The 15,098-nt window shown below is 72.3% G+C and carries 12 protein-coding genes and 2 pseudogenes; 7 read left to right on the top strand and 7 right to left on the bottom strand.

Annotated features, from left to right (window positions below):
* Positions 1–13: 13 nt before the first annotated feature.
* Together ACKUB9_RS15570 and ACKUB9_RS15575 are read right to left on the bottom strand one after the other, a co-directional pair.
* Positions 14–739: a response regulator gene (locus ACKUB9_RS15570; RefSeq protein WP_407523344.1), complete on the bottom strand. Its 726-nt coding sequence runs from the start codon at positions 737–739 to the stop codon at positions 14–16.
* 4 nt (positions 740–743) lie between these two features.
* A complete protein-coding gene (locus ACKUB9_RS15575) occupies positions 744–1,352 on the bottom strand; it encodes a MarR family winged helix-turn-helix transcriptional regulator (protein ID WP_407523341.1) in 609 nt (202 codons plus the stop codon).
* A gap of 148 nt (positions 1,353–1,500) precedes the next feature.
* On the opposite strand from ACKUB9_RS15575, the gene ACKUB9_RS15580 reads away from it, so the two are divergent.
* From ACKUB9_RS15580 to ACKUB9_RS15590, 3 genes are all read left to right on the top strand, one after another.
* On the top strand, positions 1,501–2,388 hold the full coding sequence (locus ACKUB9_RS15580; RefSeq protein WP_407523338.1) for a branched-chain amino acid aminotransferase: 888 nt from the start codon (positions 1,501–1,503) through the stop codon (positions 2,386–2,388).
* A gap of 102 nt (positions 2,389–2,490) precedes the next feature.
* Positions 2,491–2,733: a DUF3072 domain-containing protein gene (locus ACKUB9_RS15585; RefSeq protein ID WP_407523335.1), complete on the top strand. Its 243-nt coding sequence runs from the start codon at positions 2,491–2,493 to the stop codon at positions 2,731–2,733.
* Between the two features lie 167 nt (positions 2,734–2,900).
* On the top strand, positions 2,901–3,101 hold the full coding sequence (locus ACKUB9_RS15590) for a Flp family type IVb pilin (protein ID WP_407523332.1): 201 nt from the start codon (positions 2,901–2,903) through the stop codon (positions 3,099–3,101).
* A gap of 15 nt (positions 3,102–3,116) precedes the next feature.
* Here the strand turns inward: ACKUB9_RS15590 and ACKUB9_RS15595 are convergent, their stop codons facing one another.
* The 3 genes and pseudogenes from ACKUB9_RS15595 to ACKUB9_RS15610 form a co-directional block, all read right to left on the bottom strand.
* Positions 3,117–3,992 carry a LysR substrate-binding domain-containing protein gene (locus tag ACKUB9_RS15595; protein ID WP_407523329.1) on the bottom strand — a complete coding sequence of 292 codons (876 nt, stop codon included), beginning with the start codon at positions 3,990–3,992 and terminating at the stop codon, positions 3,117–3,119.
* A 394-nt stretch (positions 3,993–4,386) separates the two neighbouring features.
* A pseudogene (locus ACKUB9_RS15605) lies at positions 4,387–5,796 on the bottom strand (MATE family efflux transporter); the annotation flags it as partial.
* The gene (locus ACKUB9_RS15610) at positions 5,789–7,723 is read right to left on the bottom strand and encodes a monovalent cation:proton antiporter-2 (CPA2) family protein (protein ID WP_407523326.1); all 1,935 of its coding nucleotides are present in this window, start codon (positions 7,721–7,723) and stop codon (positions 5,789–5,791) included. The pseudogene ACKUB9_RS15605 and the gene ACKUB9_RS15610, both read right to left, overlap by 8 nt.
* Positions 7,724–7,934: 211 nt before the next feature.
* Here ACKUB9_RS15610 and ispH point away from each other — a divergent pair, with 211 nt between their 5' ends.
* From ispH to ACKUB9_RS15630, 4 genes and pseudogenes are all read left to right on the top strand, one after another.
* Complete coding sequence (ispH, locus tag ACKUB9_RS15615) at positions 7,935–8,936, top strand: 4-hydroxy-3-methylbut-2-enyl diphosphate reductase (protein WP_407523323.1); 1,002 nt, start codon at positions 7,935–7,937, stop codon at positions 8,934–8,936.
* 118 nt (positions 8,937–9,054) lie between these two features.
* A complete protein-coding gene (locus tag ACKUB9_RS15620) occupies positions 9,055–10,020 on the top strand; it encodes a homoserine kinase (protein WP_407523321.1) in 966 nt (321 codons plus the stop codon).
* A 79-nt stretch (positions 10,021–10,099) separates the two neighbouring features.
* Complete coding sequence (locus ACKUB9_RS15625; RefSeq protein WP_407523318.1) at positions 10,100–10,345, top strand: AbrB/MazE/SpoVT family DNA-binding domain-containing protein; 246 nt, start codon at positions 10,100–10,102, stop codon at positions 10,343–10,345.
* Positions 10,299–10,637: pseudogene (locus ACKUB9_RS15630) on the top strand (type II toxin-antitoxin system PemK/MazF family toxin); the annotation flags it as partial. The gene ACKUB9_RS15625 and the pseudogene ACKUB9_RS15630, both read left to right, overlap by 47 nt.
* Before the next feature lie 219 nt (positions 10,638–10,856).
* Here ACKUB9_RS15630 and cysG read toward each other — a convergent pair.
* The gene (cysG, locus tag ACKUB9_RS15635) at positions 10,857–12,308 is read right to left on the bottom strand and encodes a siroheme synthase CysG (protein WP_407523533.1); all 1,452 of its coding nucleotides are present in this window, start codon (positions 12,306–12,308) and stop codon (positions 10,857–10,859) included.
* Positions 12,309–12,346: 38 nt separating this feature from the next.
* Positions 12,347–15,031: a molybdopterin-dependent oxidoreductase gene (locus tag ACKUB9_RS15640; RefSeq protein WP_407523315.1), complete on the bottom strand. Its 2,685-nt coding sequence runs from the start codon at positions 15,029–15,031 to the stop codon at positions 12,347–12,349.
* Positions 15,032–15,098: the final 67 nt, after the last annotated feature.

The raw sequence follows: 15,098 nt of genomic DNA on the forward strand, positions 1-15,098 counted from the left end.
CGCCGCCACGGGCCTAGTCCAGCACGAGGCGGTAGCCCACGCCGCGCACGGTCTGGACGTAGCGGGGATTGGCCGGGTCGTCCTCGACCTTGCGGCGCAGGCGGTTCATCTGCACGTCGATGGTGCGCTCGTTGCCGGCCTCGCTGCCGCCCGCGAGCGCCTCGCGCGCGACGTTGCCGCCCTTGGCGAGCGCCAGGATGGTGAGGATCTCGCGCTCGCGTTCGCTCAGGCGGATCAGCTCGTCGTCGCGGGTGAGCTCCCCCCGCTCGACCCGGAACAGGAACGGCCCGAAGCGCACCGCATCGAGCGGCGCGGAGGGCTCGGCGGACGCGCCGCCGCCGTGGCGCCGCCGCAGGATGTTGGCGAGCCGCAGGATCAGCTCGCGCGGCTCGAAGGGCTTGGGCAGGTAGTCGTCCGCGCCGATCTCCAGCCCGGTCACCCGGTCGCTCGGGTTGGAGCGGGCGGTGAGCATCAGGATCGGCACCTGGGAGGTCAGGCGGATCTGGCGGGCGTAGTCGAACCCGGTCTCGCCCGGCATCATCACGTCGAGGACGAGGGCGTCGAACACGAGGTTGGCGCCCTTGGCCCGGGCCTCGGCGGCGCTCGCCGCCGACGTCACCCGGTAGCCGTGCTCAAAGAGGAAGCGCGAGAGCAGGTCGCGCAGCCGGCGGTCGTCGTCGACGACGAGGATGTGGGGAGCGTGGTCGGGCAGGTCCGCCTGCGCGGCGAGCGCCGCCATCGGCTCAGGCCTCGTCCGCCGCGCGCGGCGGCGCGGCGGCGATGAGCCGGCTCACCCCGGGGCGGTCCGCGGCATCGATCATCGCCAGGAGGAAGCGGCTCGCCGGGTCGCGGGCGGCCGGGCCGGCCTCGGCCAGGGCCCGGCGGACCCGCTCGCCCTGCACCCCGGCGAGCTGCTCGGCGAGTCGGCGCCCACGGGGCGTGCAGGTCAGGAGGCGGTGGCGACGGTCGCTCGTGCCCGCGCGCTGCTCGATGTAGCCGGTCTCGATCAATTCCTTGAGCACGCGGTTCAGGCTCTGCTTCGTGATGCGCAGGATATCGAGGAGTTCGGCGATCGTGAGGCCGGGGTTGCGCTCCACGAAGTGCAGGACGCGGTGATGGGCGCGGCCGAAGCCGTACTCCTCCAGGATGCGGTCGGGATCGGAAACGAAGTCGCGGTAGGCGAAGAACAGGAGTTCGATCAGGTCGTGGGCTTGCCCGGTCTCGGGCAGGGTCTCGTTCGGCGTGTCCTCGTTGGCGGCGTCGGGTGGCTCAGGCGAGATGGGTCGCGTCCGGGCAGCCTGCTTCACCGTCGTCCCCTCTGGTCCGACGAGAGCCGCGCACGGCCCTCGCATTTACGTCAGCCTTGTTGACATATCTCAGCCCCGTTGATACGCGTCAACCCCGCCGACGCAACGAATGAACGTCTGTCGCGGCTGCGAAGACCGAAGGTTGCGAGCCGGCCGCCTGAGCGGAAACGAACCGCATACGAGGATCATCGTCATGTCCGTCATCCCCTTCGACCAGCGTGAGGGTCACATCTGGTTCGACGGCCGCATGGTGCCGTGGGCGGACGCGAAGATTCACGTACTCAGCCACGGGCTGCACTACGGCTCCTGCGTGTTCGAGGGCGAGCGCGCCTATGGCGGCGAGATCTTCAAGTGCACGGAGCATTCCGCGCGCCTGCGCCGCTCGGCCGAACTGCTCGATTTCGAGATCCCCTTCTCGGTGGCCGAGATCGACGCCGCCAAGAAGCTCGTGCTCAAGGAGAGCGGGCTCGCGGACGCCTATCTGCGCCCGGTGGCGTGGCGCGGTTCGGAGATGATGGGCGTCTCGGCTCAGGCCAACACCATCCACCTCGCCATCGCGGCCTGGGAATGGCCGAGCTACTTCGACCCGGCCACCAAGATGAAGGGCATCCGCCTGGACCTCGCCGAGTATCGCCGGCCCGATCCGCGCACCGCGCCCGCCTCCTCGAAGGCGGCGGGGCTCTATATGATCTGCACCATCTCGAAGCACCGGGCCGAGAACAAGGGCTACGCCGACGCCCTGATGCTCGACTGGGAGGACAACGTCGCCGAGTGCACCGGTGCGAACGTGTTCTTCATCCGCGACGGGGCGATCCACACGCCGCTCGCCGACCGGTTCCTCAACGGCATCACCCGGCAGACGGTGATCGAACTCGCCCGCCGCCGCGGCTACGAGGTCATCGAGCGCCGCATCCGGCCCGAGGAGATGGCGGAGTTCTCCGAGTGCTTCATCACCGGCTCCGCCGCCGAGGTGACGCCGGTGTCGGAGATCGGCCCCTACCGGTTCCAGCCCGCCGCCATGACCCGCACGCTGATGGACGATTACAGCGCCGAGGTGCAGCCCCGGGCCCGGGCGGCCTGAGCGACACCGGAGCGCGGGGCCCCGCCCCCGCGTTCCGGAACCCGTGGCGCGTCTCCGGCGTTGACCGCATCGAGAACAATGCGTGAACACAGAGGAGCCGTCATGTCGGCCAGGAAGACCGAACGCCACGATCATGCGGACCCGAAGGGCACCGACGCGTCGAACCGCATCAAGGATCCGAAGGACTGGACCACGGGCGACGAGCCGATGACCGGCGCCCAGGCCTCCTACCTCAAGACGCTTTCGGAAGAGGCGGGGGACGGGAAGGCGTTCGACCCGGATCTCGACAAGGCCGAGGCGTCCGAGCGCATCGACGCCCTGCGCAAAGCAACCGGCAAGGGCTGAGCCGAGGCTGCGCACACGTGAGCCAAGACCAGATCCGCCCTCCCTTTGGGGATCGGGCGGATCTGGCATGTCCCCGGGCCTGCGCACCCGGTCGTTTCGGCCATCGTCTTAACGGATGGTGAGGAGGTTGCGCCGTAGATTACCGCTGGTCGGAGCAGGAGAGCGTCGTGGTCAGCTTTTGGCGGAGCGCCCTTTCGCCACGCCGCTTCCTGAACGACGAATCGGGAGCGACGGCGCTCGAGTACAGCCTCATCGTCGCGCTGATCTTCCTGGTGATCATCGTCGGCATCGGGCTCTACGGCGATTCCGCCCGGAACCTCTACACGAACCTCAGCACGAAGGTCGTGGCCGTCCTCAGCGGATCCTGACGCCAGGGCTTTCCTCTACTCGGCCGCGGCGCCGAGATTGCTCAGGCTCTGCCGGATCTGGGTGGCGAGCGCGTCGGCGAGCGGCAGCGGCTCGGCCGCGCGGTGGCGCATCAGCCCGATGCGGCAGGCGGGCAGGGCGGGAAAGCCCTCGGCGGGGCTGAGCGTGCGCATGCCCGGGCGGAGCGCGCTCTCGGGCAGGACCGAGACGGCAAGGCCCGCCAGGACCGCGGCCCCGACCGCCGTCGAACTCCAGCTCACGAACAGGACGCGGCTCGCCCGGCCGGCGCGCTCCAGCGCGGCGGTCGCGGCGCTGCGCCAGACGCAGTGCGGGCGGCCGAGCGCGAGGGGAAGCGGCGTCTGCGCGTGGACCCGGTGGCGGCTCGACGCGACCCAGAGCAGCGCCTCGGTGCGGATGGTCTCGATGGCGCCGTGCTGGCGGGTCTCGGTGACGATGGCGAGGTCGATATCCCCCTGCGCGATGCGCGAGACCAGCATGTCGGTGGGCTCGCACACCACCGTCACCTCGGCCCGCGGATGGACGCGGGAGAAGCGGGCCAGGATCTCCGGCAGGTAGCGCTCGGCGTAATCGTCCGGCAGGCCGAGCCGCACCCGGCCGGCGAGGTCGCCCTCGTCGAAGGTGGCGAGGCACTCGGTCTGGAGCCGCACGATCCGGCGCGCGTAGTCGAGCAGCCGCTCGCCGTCGTCGGTGAGCCGCACGCCCCGTCCCGCCCGCGAAAAAACCTCGCGGCCGACGCGCTCCTCCAGCCGCCGCATCTGCATCGACACCGCCGACTGGGTCTTGTGGACGAGGTCCGCCGCCCGCGTGAAGGAGCCGCTGTCGGCGATCGCCACCAGGGTGCGCAGCTGGTCGATGTCGAGGGGGTGGACCACGGCGGCCTCTCATCAGCCTTCGTGATGTGACACATCTCAATCATTCGCTCAACGGATCGGTCGAGCGGGGCTATGACGGCGGTGCGGCCGCTCCCTTCGACGGGCGCCGCTGGAGGTCACGATGACGATCGGCTTTGCTCCCTTCGGTGTTCTCTCGCTGGTCCTGCGGGCCGGTCGCGTGGGCGGCCGGATCGTGGCGCAGGCCATCCGCCTGTGGCAGCACCGGCGTGCCGCCCACCGCCTGGCTCACCTCGACGACCGGATGCTGAAGGATCTCGGCCTCACGCGCACCGAGGTGGTCGGCGCCCTCGCGCTCTCGTGGCGGGACGACCCGACCGTGCACCTGGCGGGTCGACGAGGGGTCAAGGCTTGGCGGGGATCCGCGCATCGGGTGGTGAGGGTCGTGGCCCGCGACGGCCGGCGCGTGGAGCGCGGCCTCGCCTGCTGAGGCGATGGCCCTGACGGCGGCGGCAGCGCGGCCTTCCAGGATCCCGACGACCCGGAAGGCCGCGAGCAGGGCCGCCGTCCCGAACAGGGCGGAGCCGAGCGCGATGGCGACGAGCACGCCCTCCGGCCCGCCCCACCGCGCGCCCACGAGCGCGAACGGCATCGTGCCGAGGGTCGCCCGGCCCCAGTTGAAGGCGGTGGAGAGGAGCGGGAAGCCGAGGTTGTTGAACGAGGCGTTCGCCAGAAACAGGAGCCCGTTGAAGAACCACGCCACCCCCGCCACGAGGCAGAAGAACGCCACGAGGTCGGCGGCCTCCCCGCGGAGCGCGAAGGCCTGGACGATGGCGCCGCGCCCGAGCACCAGCGCGAGCCAGACCACGATCACGTAGAAGGCGGTCACCAGGGCGGCGTCGCGCAGGATCCGCCGCATGCGGTCGAAGCGGCCCGCGCCCCAGTTCTGGCCGAGGATCGGGCCGATCGCGCCCGAGAGGGCGAAGAGGCCGCCGAAGGCGACCGGGATCAGGCGCTCGATCACCGCATTGGCGGCGATGGCCGTCGTGCCGAACCCGGCCACGACGTGGGCCAGAAAAGCGCTCACCACCGGCGGGGCGAGGTTCGTCGCCACCGCCGGCAGGGCGATGCCCAGCACCTCGGGCGCGTCGGCCCGCACGGAAGCGGGCGCGGGCCGGGCCACCATGCGGTGGACCATCACGGCCCCGTGCCAGCCGATGGCCGCGAAGGCGAGGCGGGCCGCCACCACGCTCCAGGCCGCCCCGTCGACGCCGAGGCCGAGGCCGAAGATCAGGAGCGGGTCGAGCGCCGCCGTCACGAGGGCGCCTCCGACCGTGACGATCATGGCGCGGCGCGCATCGCCGACCGCCCGCAACACTCCCGAGAAGCCCATGCCGAGCGCCATCGCGGCGATCGACGGCAGGGAGATGTGGAGGAAGCGCCGGGCGACCGGCACCGTCTCGGGCGCGGCGCCGATGAGTGCCAGGACCCGGTCGAGGAGGGGGAGGAGGAGCCCCGTCACCGCGATCGCCGCCGCCACCGTCAGCACCATCGCGGAGGCGGCGATGCGCCGGGCCGCCTCCCGGTCGCCGGCCCCGAGGGCGCGCGCCACGAGCGCGCCGACCGCGATCATCATGCCGATGTTGATGGCGATGGCGAAGACCTGGACGATGGTGGCGAAGCCTACCGCCGCGGTCAGGTTCGGGTCGCCGAGCCAGGAGACGTAGAGGAGCGACAGGAGGTCGACCGCGAAGATCGCCATCAGGCCGACCGAGCCGGTCGCGCCCATCACGACCACGTGCCGCAGGGTCGACCCGGTGACGAAGGCGGCGGGCGCGTCAGGCATCGTCGGACACGGGCTCGGGGCGGACGTCGTCCGGGCGGAGCGTGTCCGGAGGCAGGCCATCCGGGCGGGCGGCGTCGGGCGCCGCCGGCCGCTCCTTGGCGATGATGTCCTGGGTCTCGGCGGTGAGCGCCCGGGAGGAGCGCACCGGCGTGGTCAGCGGCTCGGGCTTGATGCGCACGAGGCCGCGCACGGGATCGGCCCGGTCGACGGGCTCGCCCGCCTGCTGCAGCACCAGCCGCGCGACGTCGCGCTTGCGCACGTCGTCGGCCACGCCCGCGGCCTCCGCGGCCGGCACGCCGAGCGCCTCCAGGGTGGCGCGGCCGAAGGCGAGGGCGGATTCCACCGTCTCGCGCATGAGATAGTCCACGTCGCGGTTCATCGCCTCGATCGCCTGCACCCGGTCGAACACCCGCACGTAGGTGCGCGCGGAGGGGAACTCCGCATGGACGAGGTCGATGATCTTGAGCGTCTCCTCGGGGTCGTCGATGCAGATGCAGACGAGTTCGGCCCGCCCGCCGCCCGCCGCCCGCAGCACGTCGAGACGGGTGCCGTCGCCGTAATAGACCCGGAAGCCGAAGCGGGCGGCGCTGCGGATCTGCTCCACGTCCTTGTCGATCACCGTCACGCTGACGCCCTGCGCCAGCAGCACTTGGTTGAGGATCTGGCCGAAGCGGCCGAAGCCGATCACCAGCACCCGCGCCTCGGCGGATTCGATCACGTCGTAGGCCGGTTCGAGGGCGCCGGTGCGGCGGGCGGCCAGCAGGGCGTCGAGGCCCTTGGCGGCGACCGGGCCGATCAGCATGGTGAGCGCCGCGAGCGCGATGGCGAGGCGCCCGGCATTCCCGTCCACGATCCCGAGTTCGCCGCCGACGGGCAGGAGCACGAAGGCGAACTCGCCCGCGGGCGCCAGAACCGCCGCGCCGCGCAGGGAATCGATCCAGGGCGAGCCGAACAGGCGGAAGAGCCCGACCACGATCGCGGTCTTGAGCAGGATCGCCAGGACGGTGGCGACGGACAGCCCGAGCCAGTGCTCGCGCACCAGCGCGAGGTCGATCGACATGCCCACGCTCATGAAGAACAGGCCGAGCAGCATGCCGCGGAAGGGCTCGATGTCGGCCTCCAGCTGGTGGCGGAAGTTCGATTCGGCGAGCAGCAGCCCGGCCAGGAACGCCCCCATCGCCATCGAGAGCCCGACATGCTCCATGATCAGCGCGGTGCCGAGCACCACCAGGAGGGCGGCGGCCGTCATCACCTCGCGCGCGCCGCTCGCGGCCAGCATCCGGAAGAACGGGTTGAGGCCGTAGCGCCCCACCAGCACGGCGGCCACCACGGCGGCCACCGCCGAGCCGGTCGCGTGCAGCGCCTCCCCGAGCCAGTTGCCGCCCGAGGTCGTGCCCGTGGAGGCGAGCAGCGGCAGGAGCGCCAGGATCGCGACGATCGACAGGTCCTGGAACAGCAGGATCGCGAAGGCGCGCTGGCCGTAGGGCGTGCCGAGGTCGCGCCGCTCTTCGAGGAGCTGCAGCGCCACCGCGGTCGCCGACAGGGCGAGCGCGATGCCCACCACCGTGGCGGCCGCCGCCGACAGGCCGCCCAGCATGGCCAGCCCCCCGAGCGCGACGGCGCACAGGGTGAGCTGCAGCGTGCCCAACCCGAGGATGTCCCGCCGCATCGAGATCAGGCGCGACAATTCGAGTTCGAGCCCGACGATGAACAGGAGCAGGACGACCCCGAGTTCGGAGACGCTGCGGGCCGTCTCGGCCTCGGTGATGAGCGAGAGCCCGGACGGGCCGATCACCACGCCGGCGACGAGGTAGCCGAGCACTGCGCTCTGCCCGAGCAGGCGGAAGATCGGCACGCCGATCACCGCCGCCGACAGGAAGGTCAGGACCGGCGGCAGGAAGCTGGCGTGGTCGGCGGCACTCGCCATCGCGGACGGGCTCCCGGTGGGCAAGAGGATCGTTGGGCAAGAGGATCGGCCTCCTTACCCCGGGGACGTGGCGCAAGCGAGACGCCGGCCGGGCCGCACGGGCGGAGGTGAGCAGGCAGAGGTGATCTGCGTCAGCGCACTGTTGATCACGGCGATTCGATGCCATGATAGGTTGACAGAGGCCGCCCCGCCTCGCCACATCCCGGCTATCATGACCGCTCCCGTGAATCAGAACGAACCCGGCGCCCCCGCGCCCGAAAAACCCCCGCTCGAGATCCTGCTCTGCGCCCCCCGCGGGTTCTGCGCGGGCGTGGTGCGCGCCATCGACGTGGTGGAACGGGCGCTCGCGATCTACGGACCGCCGGTCTACGTCCGGCACGAGATCGTCCACAACAAGTACGTGGTCGAGAGCCTGAAGCGCAAAGGGGCGGTGTTCGTCGCCGAGCTCGACGAGGTGCCGGACGGCGGCAAGCCGGTGATCTTCTCGGCGCACGGCGTCGCCAAGACCGTGCCCCAGACCGCGGCGAGCCGCGGCCTGACCACGATCGACGCGACCTGTCCGCTGGTCACCAAGGTCCACCGCGAGGCGGAGATCCACCACAAGCGCGGGCGCCACGTGCTCCTCGTCGGCCATTCCGGGCACCCGGAGGTGGTCGGCACGATGGGGCAATTGCCCACGGGCTCGATCACCCTCGTGGAGGATCTGGAGCAGATCGCGGCGCTGGAGCCCGCCAACCGCGACAATCTCGCCTGGGTGACGCAGACCACCCTCTCGGTGGACGACACGCACCACATCGTCGAGGCGCTCAAGAAAAAATTTCCGGCGATCGTCGGCCCGCACAAGGACGACATCTGCTACGCCACCACCAACCGCCAGGAGGCGGTCAAGCAGGTGGCGCCGCTGGTCGACGCGCTGATCGTCGTGGGCTCGTCCAACTCCTCGAACTCGCAGCGCCTGCGCGAGGTCGCCGAGCGCGCCGGCTGCCCGATCACCCGGCTCGTCAACCGGGCCGGGGACGTGGATTGGGACGCCTTCGCGAACATCCGCCGGCTCGGCCTCACCGCCGGCGCCTCGGCCCCGGAGGTGCTGGTCGAGGAGATCATCGACGCCTTCGCGACCCGCTACACGGTCACGGTGGACACGGTCTCGACCACCACCGAGGACATGGTCTTCCCGCTGCCGCGCGAGTTGCGCAGCGAGGCCGCCGAGTAGCCCGGCGAACGCAGCCACCGCCCGACGGCTTTGACAAGCGCGAGGCGCCGCTCCATCAACCGGGGCGGCGCCTCTCGCATTCCGGCGCCTTCCTCCCACGCAAGACGGACACCGGACCGTGGCGGTCTACACCGAGGTTCCCGACGAGGCGCTCGGCGCCTTCCTGGCCGAGTACGAGATCGGCGATCTGCTCTCCTACAAGGGCATCGCCGAGGGCGTCGAGAACACCAACTTCTTCCTGCACACCACGACCGGCAACTTCATCCTCACGCTCTACGAGAAGCGGGTGGCGGAGGCCGACCTGCCGTTCTTCCTCGGGCTGATGGAGCATCTGGCCTCGCGCGGGCTCGCCTGCCCGCAGCCGATCCGCACCCGGGCGGGCACGGCGCTCGGCCGGCTCTGCGGCCGTCCGGCGGTGATCGTCTCCTTCCTCGACGGGGTCTCGGTGCGCCGCCCCGGCGTGCGCCACTGCCGGGCGCTGGGCAGCGCGCTCGCCGGCCTGCACGCGGCCGGGGCCGACTTCGCCCTGCGGCGGCCGAACGCGCTCTCGGTGGAGGCGTGGCGCCCGCTCTTCTCCGCCGCCGAGGCCGAGGCGGACCGCGTCGCCCCGAACCTCGCCGAGCGCACTCGCCGGGACCTCGCCGGTCTGGAGGAGGCGTGGCCCCGCGGGCTGCCGGGCGGCGTCATCCACGCCGACCTGTTCACTGACAACGTCTTCTTCATCGGCGAGCGGGTCTCCGGCCTCATCGACTTCTACTTCGCCTGCACGGACGCCTTCGCGTACGACCTCGCGATCTGCCTCAACGCGTGGTGCTTCGAGGCGGACGGGTCGTTCAACCGCACCAAGGGGCAGGCGATGATCGCCGCCTACGAGGCGCTGCGCCCGCTGGAGCCGGCCGAGGTCGAGGCCCTGCCGGTGCTGTGCCGCGGCGCGGCCCTGCGCTTCATGCTCACGCGCCTCGTCGACTGGCTCAACGTGCCTCCCGGCGCGCTGGTGAAGCCCAAGGACCCGCTGGAATACGACCGCAAGCTCGCCTTCCACCGCCGGGTGCACGCGGCGGCGGAGTACGGCTGGAGCCGGTGAGGCAGCGACTTGCCGCTCCACGAACGGACGGATACACTTTGTATCTACAGAGGATGCGCGAGAGGAAGCGAGGCCGCGCATGCGGGTTCAGTTCGCCAGATGGGGCAACAGCGTCGCCCTCCGCATTCCGAGCGGAGCGCTGCGTGAACTCGGCGCGGCGGAAGGAACCTCCGCGGAGCTGAGCGTCGAGGCCGGCCGGTTGGTGGTGACGCCGGTCGTGGATCGGCCGCGCTACGCGCTCGACGATCTCCTGGCCGGCATCACCGACGAGAACCGCCATGACGACGATCTCGCGGATTCTCCGCGCGGCCCGGAACTCCTCTGATCCGCCCTACTGCCCGGATCGCGGCGAGGTGGTCGCGGTCGATTTCGACCCGCAGGCCGGGCACGAGCAGGCGGGCCAGCGGCCGGCCCTGGTCCTCACCCCGCGCCGCTACAACCAGGCCACGCGCCTGTGCATCCTCTGCCCGATCAGCAGCCGGGTGAAGGGCTATCCGTTCGAGGTCGCGGTGCCGGGCGGGCTCGCGCTCCCGGGTGGTCTCGCCCTCGTGGACGCCGAGGCCGCCCGCGACGGCGCCTTGCGCGGCGTGGTTCTGGCCGATCAGGCCAAGAGCGTGTCGTGCACGCGCGCGGCGCGGTGCTCCTCTGCCGAGCCCCGCAAGAGCCGCTGCAAGAACTCCTGGATGAGGTCGGCGCCAAGCTCGGTGCGCTGCTCCAGCTGGCCTGATCTCACCCCTATAGCAGCGCCCAATCGCTTTGCGACCGGGCGCTGCTATAGGTCTTTGATTCGATGCATTTTCTGCGACGAACCGGCATCCACTTCGTCGGAAAATGCTCTAGACCGCCGCCCGCTCCAGATCCGCCGCGGCGGTCTGCGCGCCGCGCCCGAGCGCGTCGCCCACCATGACGATCGCCGGGCCGTCGAGGCCCGCCGCGGAGACGAGCCCGGGCAGCGTCGTGGCGGTGCCGCGCACTACCGCCTGATCGGCGCGGGTGGCGTTGAACACCGCCAGCGCCGGGGTGTCGGGGTGCAGGCCCTCGGCCACCGCCCGGTCGAGGAGCGCGGGCAGGGTGCGCTTGGGCATGTAGACCACGGTCGTGACCGAGGCGTCGCCGAGCGCGGCCCAGTTGAGGTCGTCCGGCAGGGCGCCGCGGCGGTCGTGGCCGGTGACGTATTGCAGGCGGCGCGCCGCGTCCCGGTGGGTCAGCGACAGGCCGAGCGAGGCCGCCGCGCCCTGCGCCGCCGTGACGCCCGGCACCACCGTCACCGGGATGCCGGCGGCCCGGCAGGCATCGATCTCTTCGCCGGCGCGGCCGAAGACCAGGGGATCGCCGGATTTCAGCCGCACCACCTGCTTGCCGGACCTGGCGAGGCTCACCATCAGGGCGTTGATGTCGTCCTGGCGGCACGACGGCCCGTGGCCGGTCTTGCCGACGAGCATCGTGCGGGCCTCGCGCCGGGCGTAGTCGAGGATCTCCGGCGCCACGAGGTCGTCGTACAGGATCACGTCGGCGCCGCGCAGCGCCCGCAGGGCCTTGAGGGTCAGGAGTTCGGCATCGCCCGGGCCGGCGCCCACCAGGGTGACGGCGCCGCCGCGCGGGCCGGCATCGGTCTCGGCGATCAGGGCGTCGAGGTCGGCCTGCACCGGCGCGCGGTCTGGCTCCGCGAAAGCCCTGTCGGTGAAGCGCTCCCAGAAGGCGCGCCGCTCCGCGAAGGCGTGGTAGCGCGCGCCCACCGCCGCGCGCCAGTCGCGGGCCGCCGCCACCCAGGCCTTGAAGCCGGCGGGCAGCAGGGCCTCGATCCGCGCCCGCACGGTCTGGCCGAAGACCGGGGCGGCGCCCTCGGTCGAGATGCCGACCACGAGGGGCGAGCGGTTGACGATCGCCCCGAAGGACACGTCGCAGAGATGCGGCCGGTCGATGGCGTTGACGATGGCGCCGGCTCGGCGCGCCGCCGCGACGAAGCAGGCGCATTCGCCCTCGTCCTCGTGCGCGGCGATCGCGAAGGCGGCGCCCTCCAGATCGGCCGGGCTCCAGTCGCGCTCGTGCAGGGTGACGCGCCCGGCCACCGCCTCGGCGGGGGCGAGCCGCATCTCCTCGGTGGGCTCGGGGGCGTAGACGTCGACCTCTGCCCCGGCCGCCGCCAGGAGCTTCACCTTCCAGGCCGCGCCGCCGTTGGCGCCGGCCAGCACCGCGCGCTTGCCCTGGAGGGTCACGAAGACCGGCAGGACCGCGAGGGGTTCGAGGCCGGGGGAGCGCGTCTCGCGCGGGGAGCGGGGGCTACGCATGATCATCGACAGGTGGGGGAGTTGCGCGGACGATGCGCTCACGCCGGGCTCGGCGCAAGCGCCGCCCCCAGCAGCTTGCGGATCTCAGGGATGCACGAGCCGCAATTCGTGCCGGCCCGGCAGGCCGCGCCCACCGCCTCGACGCTCCCCGCGCCGGCCTCGATCGCCTCCGCGATGGCGTCGCGGCCGACCGTGTGGCAGGCACAGACCAGCGGACCGCTGCCGCCGCTCTCGGCCCGGCCCGAGATCAGGGCGCGGCGGGCCGTCGGCTCCAGCAGTTCCTGAGTGCGGAAGAAGGCCTTGGCGGCCTCGAAGGACGGACGCTCGGCCGCGGGCGCCAGCGCGAGCGCCCCGACGAGGCGCCCCTCCGCGAAGGCCGCCGCGCGGTAGATGCCGCAGGCCGGATCCGCGTACTCGCTGAGGATTGCGCCGGGAAAGCGCGCCCGCATCAGGGCGGCGGCCTCGGCCGGCCCGTCGTCCGTCGCCACGATCAGCCCCGAGCCGCCCTCGATGGCCGCCCGCGCCCACCACCAGCCCTCCGGCGCGGAGGCGGGCGCGCGGGTGATGAGGAAGCCGCGCGAGCGCATCGGCTCCGGCGCGATGCTGGCCGGCGTCGCCTTCAGTTCGGGCTGGCCCGAAACCGGGTCGACCGCCCCCTGGGCCAGCGCGCCGACGCGGCCGGCCGACGCGGTCGCCGCACTCCAGTGCATCGGGGCGAACAGCGCGCCGGGCTGCACGCCGGGCGTCACCATCACCTCCAGCACCGCCGCACCGTGGGGCGTGCGCACCCGGGCGAGGTCGCCCTCCGCGAGGCCCAGCCGGTCCGCATCGTCGGGATGGACCTCCACGAAGGGCACGGCGCGGTGGGCCGAGAGGCGCGGGCTCTTCCCCGTGCGGGTGAGCGTGTGCCAGTGGTCGCGCACCCGGCCGGTGTTCAGGCGGAAGGGAAATTCCGCGCTCGTCGGGTCGGCCAGCGCGGGCTTCTGCACCGCGACGAAGCGGGCGCGCCGGTCGCGGGTGAAGAAGCCGCCGTTTCCGAACAGCCGCGCCTCACCGGTGCGGGACTTGCGGGTCAGGGGCCATTGCACCGGGCGCTGCGCCGCGTAGGCGGCATCCGTGATGTCGGCGAGGCCGGACAGATCGAAGTCGCGGCTGCCCGCATTCTCGAAGCCCGAGAGCGCCGCGTGCTCGCGGAAGACCGCCGCCGCGTTCGGCCACGCGAACTGACGAGGGTAGCCGAGGCGCCGCCCGACCTGGGCCAGCATCCACCAATCGGCCCGCGCCTCGCCCGGAGCTTTGAGGAAGGCGCGCTGGCGCGAGATGCGCCGCTCGGAGTTGGTGACCGTCCCGTCCTTCTCGCCCCAGGCGAGCGCCGGCAGCACGATCGCGTCCGCGCGCACCTGCACCGTGTCGGTGGAGGCGACCGCCTCGGAGATCACCAGGGTGTCGAGGCTCCGCATCGCCGCCCGCACGCGGTCGGCGCGGGGCATCGACACGGCCGGGTTGGTGCCCATCACCCACAGGGCCTTGATCCGGCCGCGCTCGATCGCCTCGAACAGCGAGACCGCCTTCAGCCCCTCGCCCGTGATGATGCGCGGCGCCCCCCAGAAGCGGCGGACGAGGTCCACCTCCTCGGGGGTGAAGTGCATGTGGGCGGCCAGCATGTTGGCGAGCCCGCCGACCTCCCGCCCGCCCATCGCGTTGGGCTGGCCGGTGAGCGAGAACGGCCCCATGCCGGGCTTGCCGATGCGGCCGGTGGCGAGGTGGCAGTTGATGATCGCGTTCGCCTTGTCGGTCCCCTGCGCGGATTGATTGACCCCCTGCGAGAAGGCCGTGACCACGCGCGGCGTCGTGCGCACCAGCTCGAAGAAGCGCCGCACGTCGGCCTCCGCGAGCCCCGTGAGGGCGGCGGTGGCGGCGATGTCGGGCGCGATCGCGCGGGCGCGGTCCAGCGCGGCCTCGAACCCGGCGGTGTGGGCGGCGACGTAGCGCTCATCGACGGCGCCGGTCTCGGCGAGGTGGACGAGGAGGCCGGAGAACAGGGCCGCGTCGGACCCGGGCCTGAGCCCGAGGAAGAGGTCGGCCTCCTCGCCGGTCTCTGTGCGCCGGGGATCGATCGCCACGATCCTCGTGCCGCGCTTGCCCCGCGCGTCGAGCATGCGGCGAAACAGGACCGGGTGGCACCACGCGGCGTTGGAGCCGACCAGCACGAGGAGGTCGGCTTGGTCGAGATCCTCGTAGCAGCCCGGCACCGTGTCCGACCCGAAGGCGCGCCGGTGCGCCGCCACCGAGGAGGACATGCACAGGCGCGAGTTGGTGTCGACGTGCGGCGTGCCGATGAAGCCCTTCGCGAGTTTGTTGGCGACGTAGTAATCCTCGGTGAGGATCTGGCCCGACAGGTAGAAGGCCACAGATTCCGGCCCGTGCTCCTCCGCGACGCGCCGGAACCGCTCCGCCACCGTGTCGAGGGCGTGGTCCCAGGTGACGCGCGCGCCCGCGATCGTCGGGTGCAGCACCCGGTCGTCGAGGCCGAGCGTCTCGCCGAGCGCCGAGCCCTTGGAGCAGAGCCGGCCGAAATTCGCCGGATGCTCGGGATCACCCGCGATGGCGGCGCCCCCGGCCCCGTCCGGCCGCGCGAGCACGCCGCAACCGACGCCGCAATAGGGGCAGGTGGTGCGCACCGGCTCGGGAAGGGGGGCGAGGTCCGGGACGTGGAGGTTCATGGAAAACCCGCTCCGAACGGGATGGAATCTCGGTGACGCAAGAGGCGGGCCGGCGGCTGCCGGAAGC

Origin of the sequence: Methylobacterium oryzisoli (assembly GCF_046557895.1) — a bacterium.
In the GTDB taxonomy this organism is placed as follows: domain Bacteria; phylum Pseudomonadota; class Alphaproteobacteria; order Rhizobiales; family Beijerinckiaceae; genus Methylobacterium; species Methylobacterium oryzisoli.

Coding starts and splice junctions, on each gene's coding strand:
- ACKUB9_RS15570 (WP_407523344.1), bottom strand. CDS start 739: ATGGCGGCGCTCGCCGCGCAGGCGGACCTGCCCGACCACGCTCCCCAC.
- ACKUB9_RS15580 (WP_407523338.1), top strand. CDS start 1,501: ATGTCCGTCATCCCCTTCGACCAGCGTGAGGGTCACATCTGGTTCGAC.
- ACKUB9_RS15575 (WP_407523341.1), bottom strand. CDS start 1,352: ATGCGAGGGCCGTGCGCGGCTCTCGTCGGACCAGAGGGGACGACGGTG.
- cysG (WP_407523533.1), bottom strand. CDS start 12,308: ATGCGTAGCCCCCGCTCCCCGCGCGAGACGCGCTCCCCCGGCCTCGAA.
- ACKUB9_RS15640 (WP_407523315.1), bottom strand. CDS start 15,031: ATGAACCTCCACGTCCCGGACCTCGCCCCCCTTCCCGAGCCGGTGCGC.
- ACKUB9_RS15610 (WP_407523326.1), bottom strand. CDS start 7,723: ATGGCGAGTGCCGCCGACCACGCCAGCTTCCTGCCGCCGGTCCTGACC.
- ACKUB9_RS15625 (WP_407523318.1), top strand. CDS start 10,100: ATGCGGGTTCAGTTCGCCAGATGGGGCAACAGCGTCGCCCTCCGCATT.
- ispH (WP_407523323.1), top strand. CDS start 7,935: ATGACCGCTCCCGTGAATCAGAACGAACCCGGCGCCCCCGCGCCCGAA.
- ACKUB9_RS15585 (WP_407523335.1), top strand. CDS start 2,491: ATGTCGGCCAGGAAGACCGAACGCCACGATCATGCGGACCCGAAGGGC.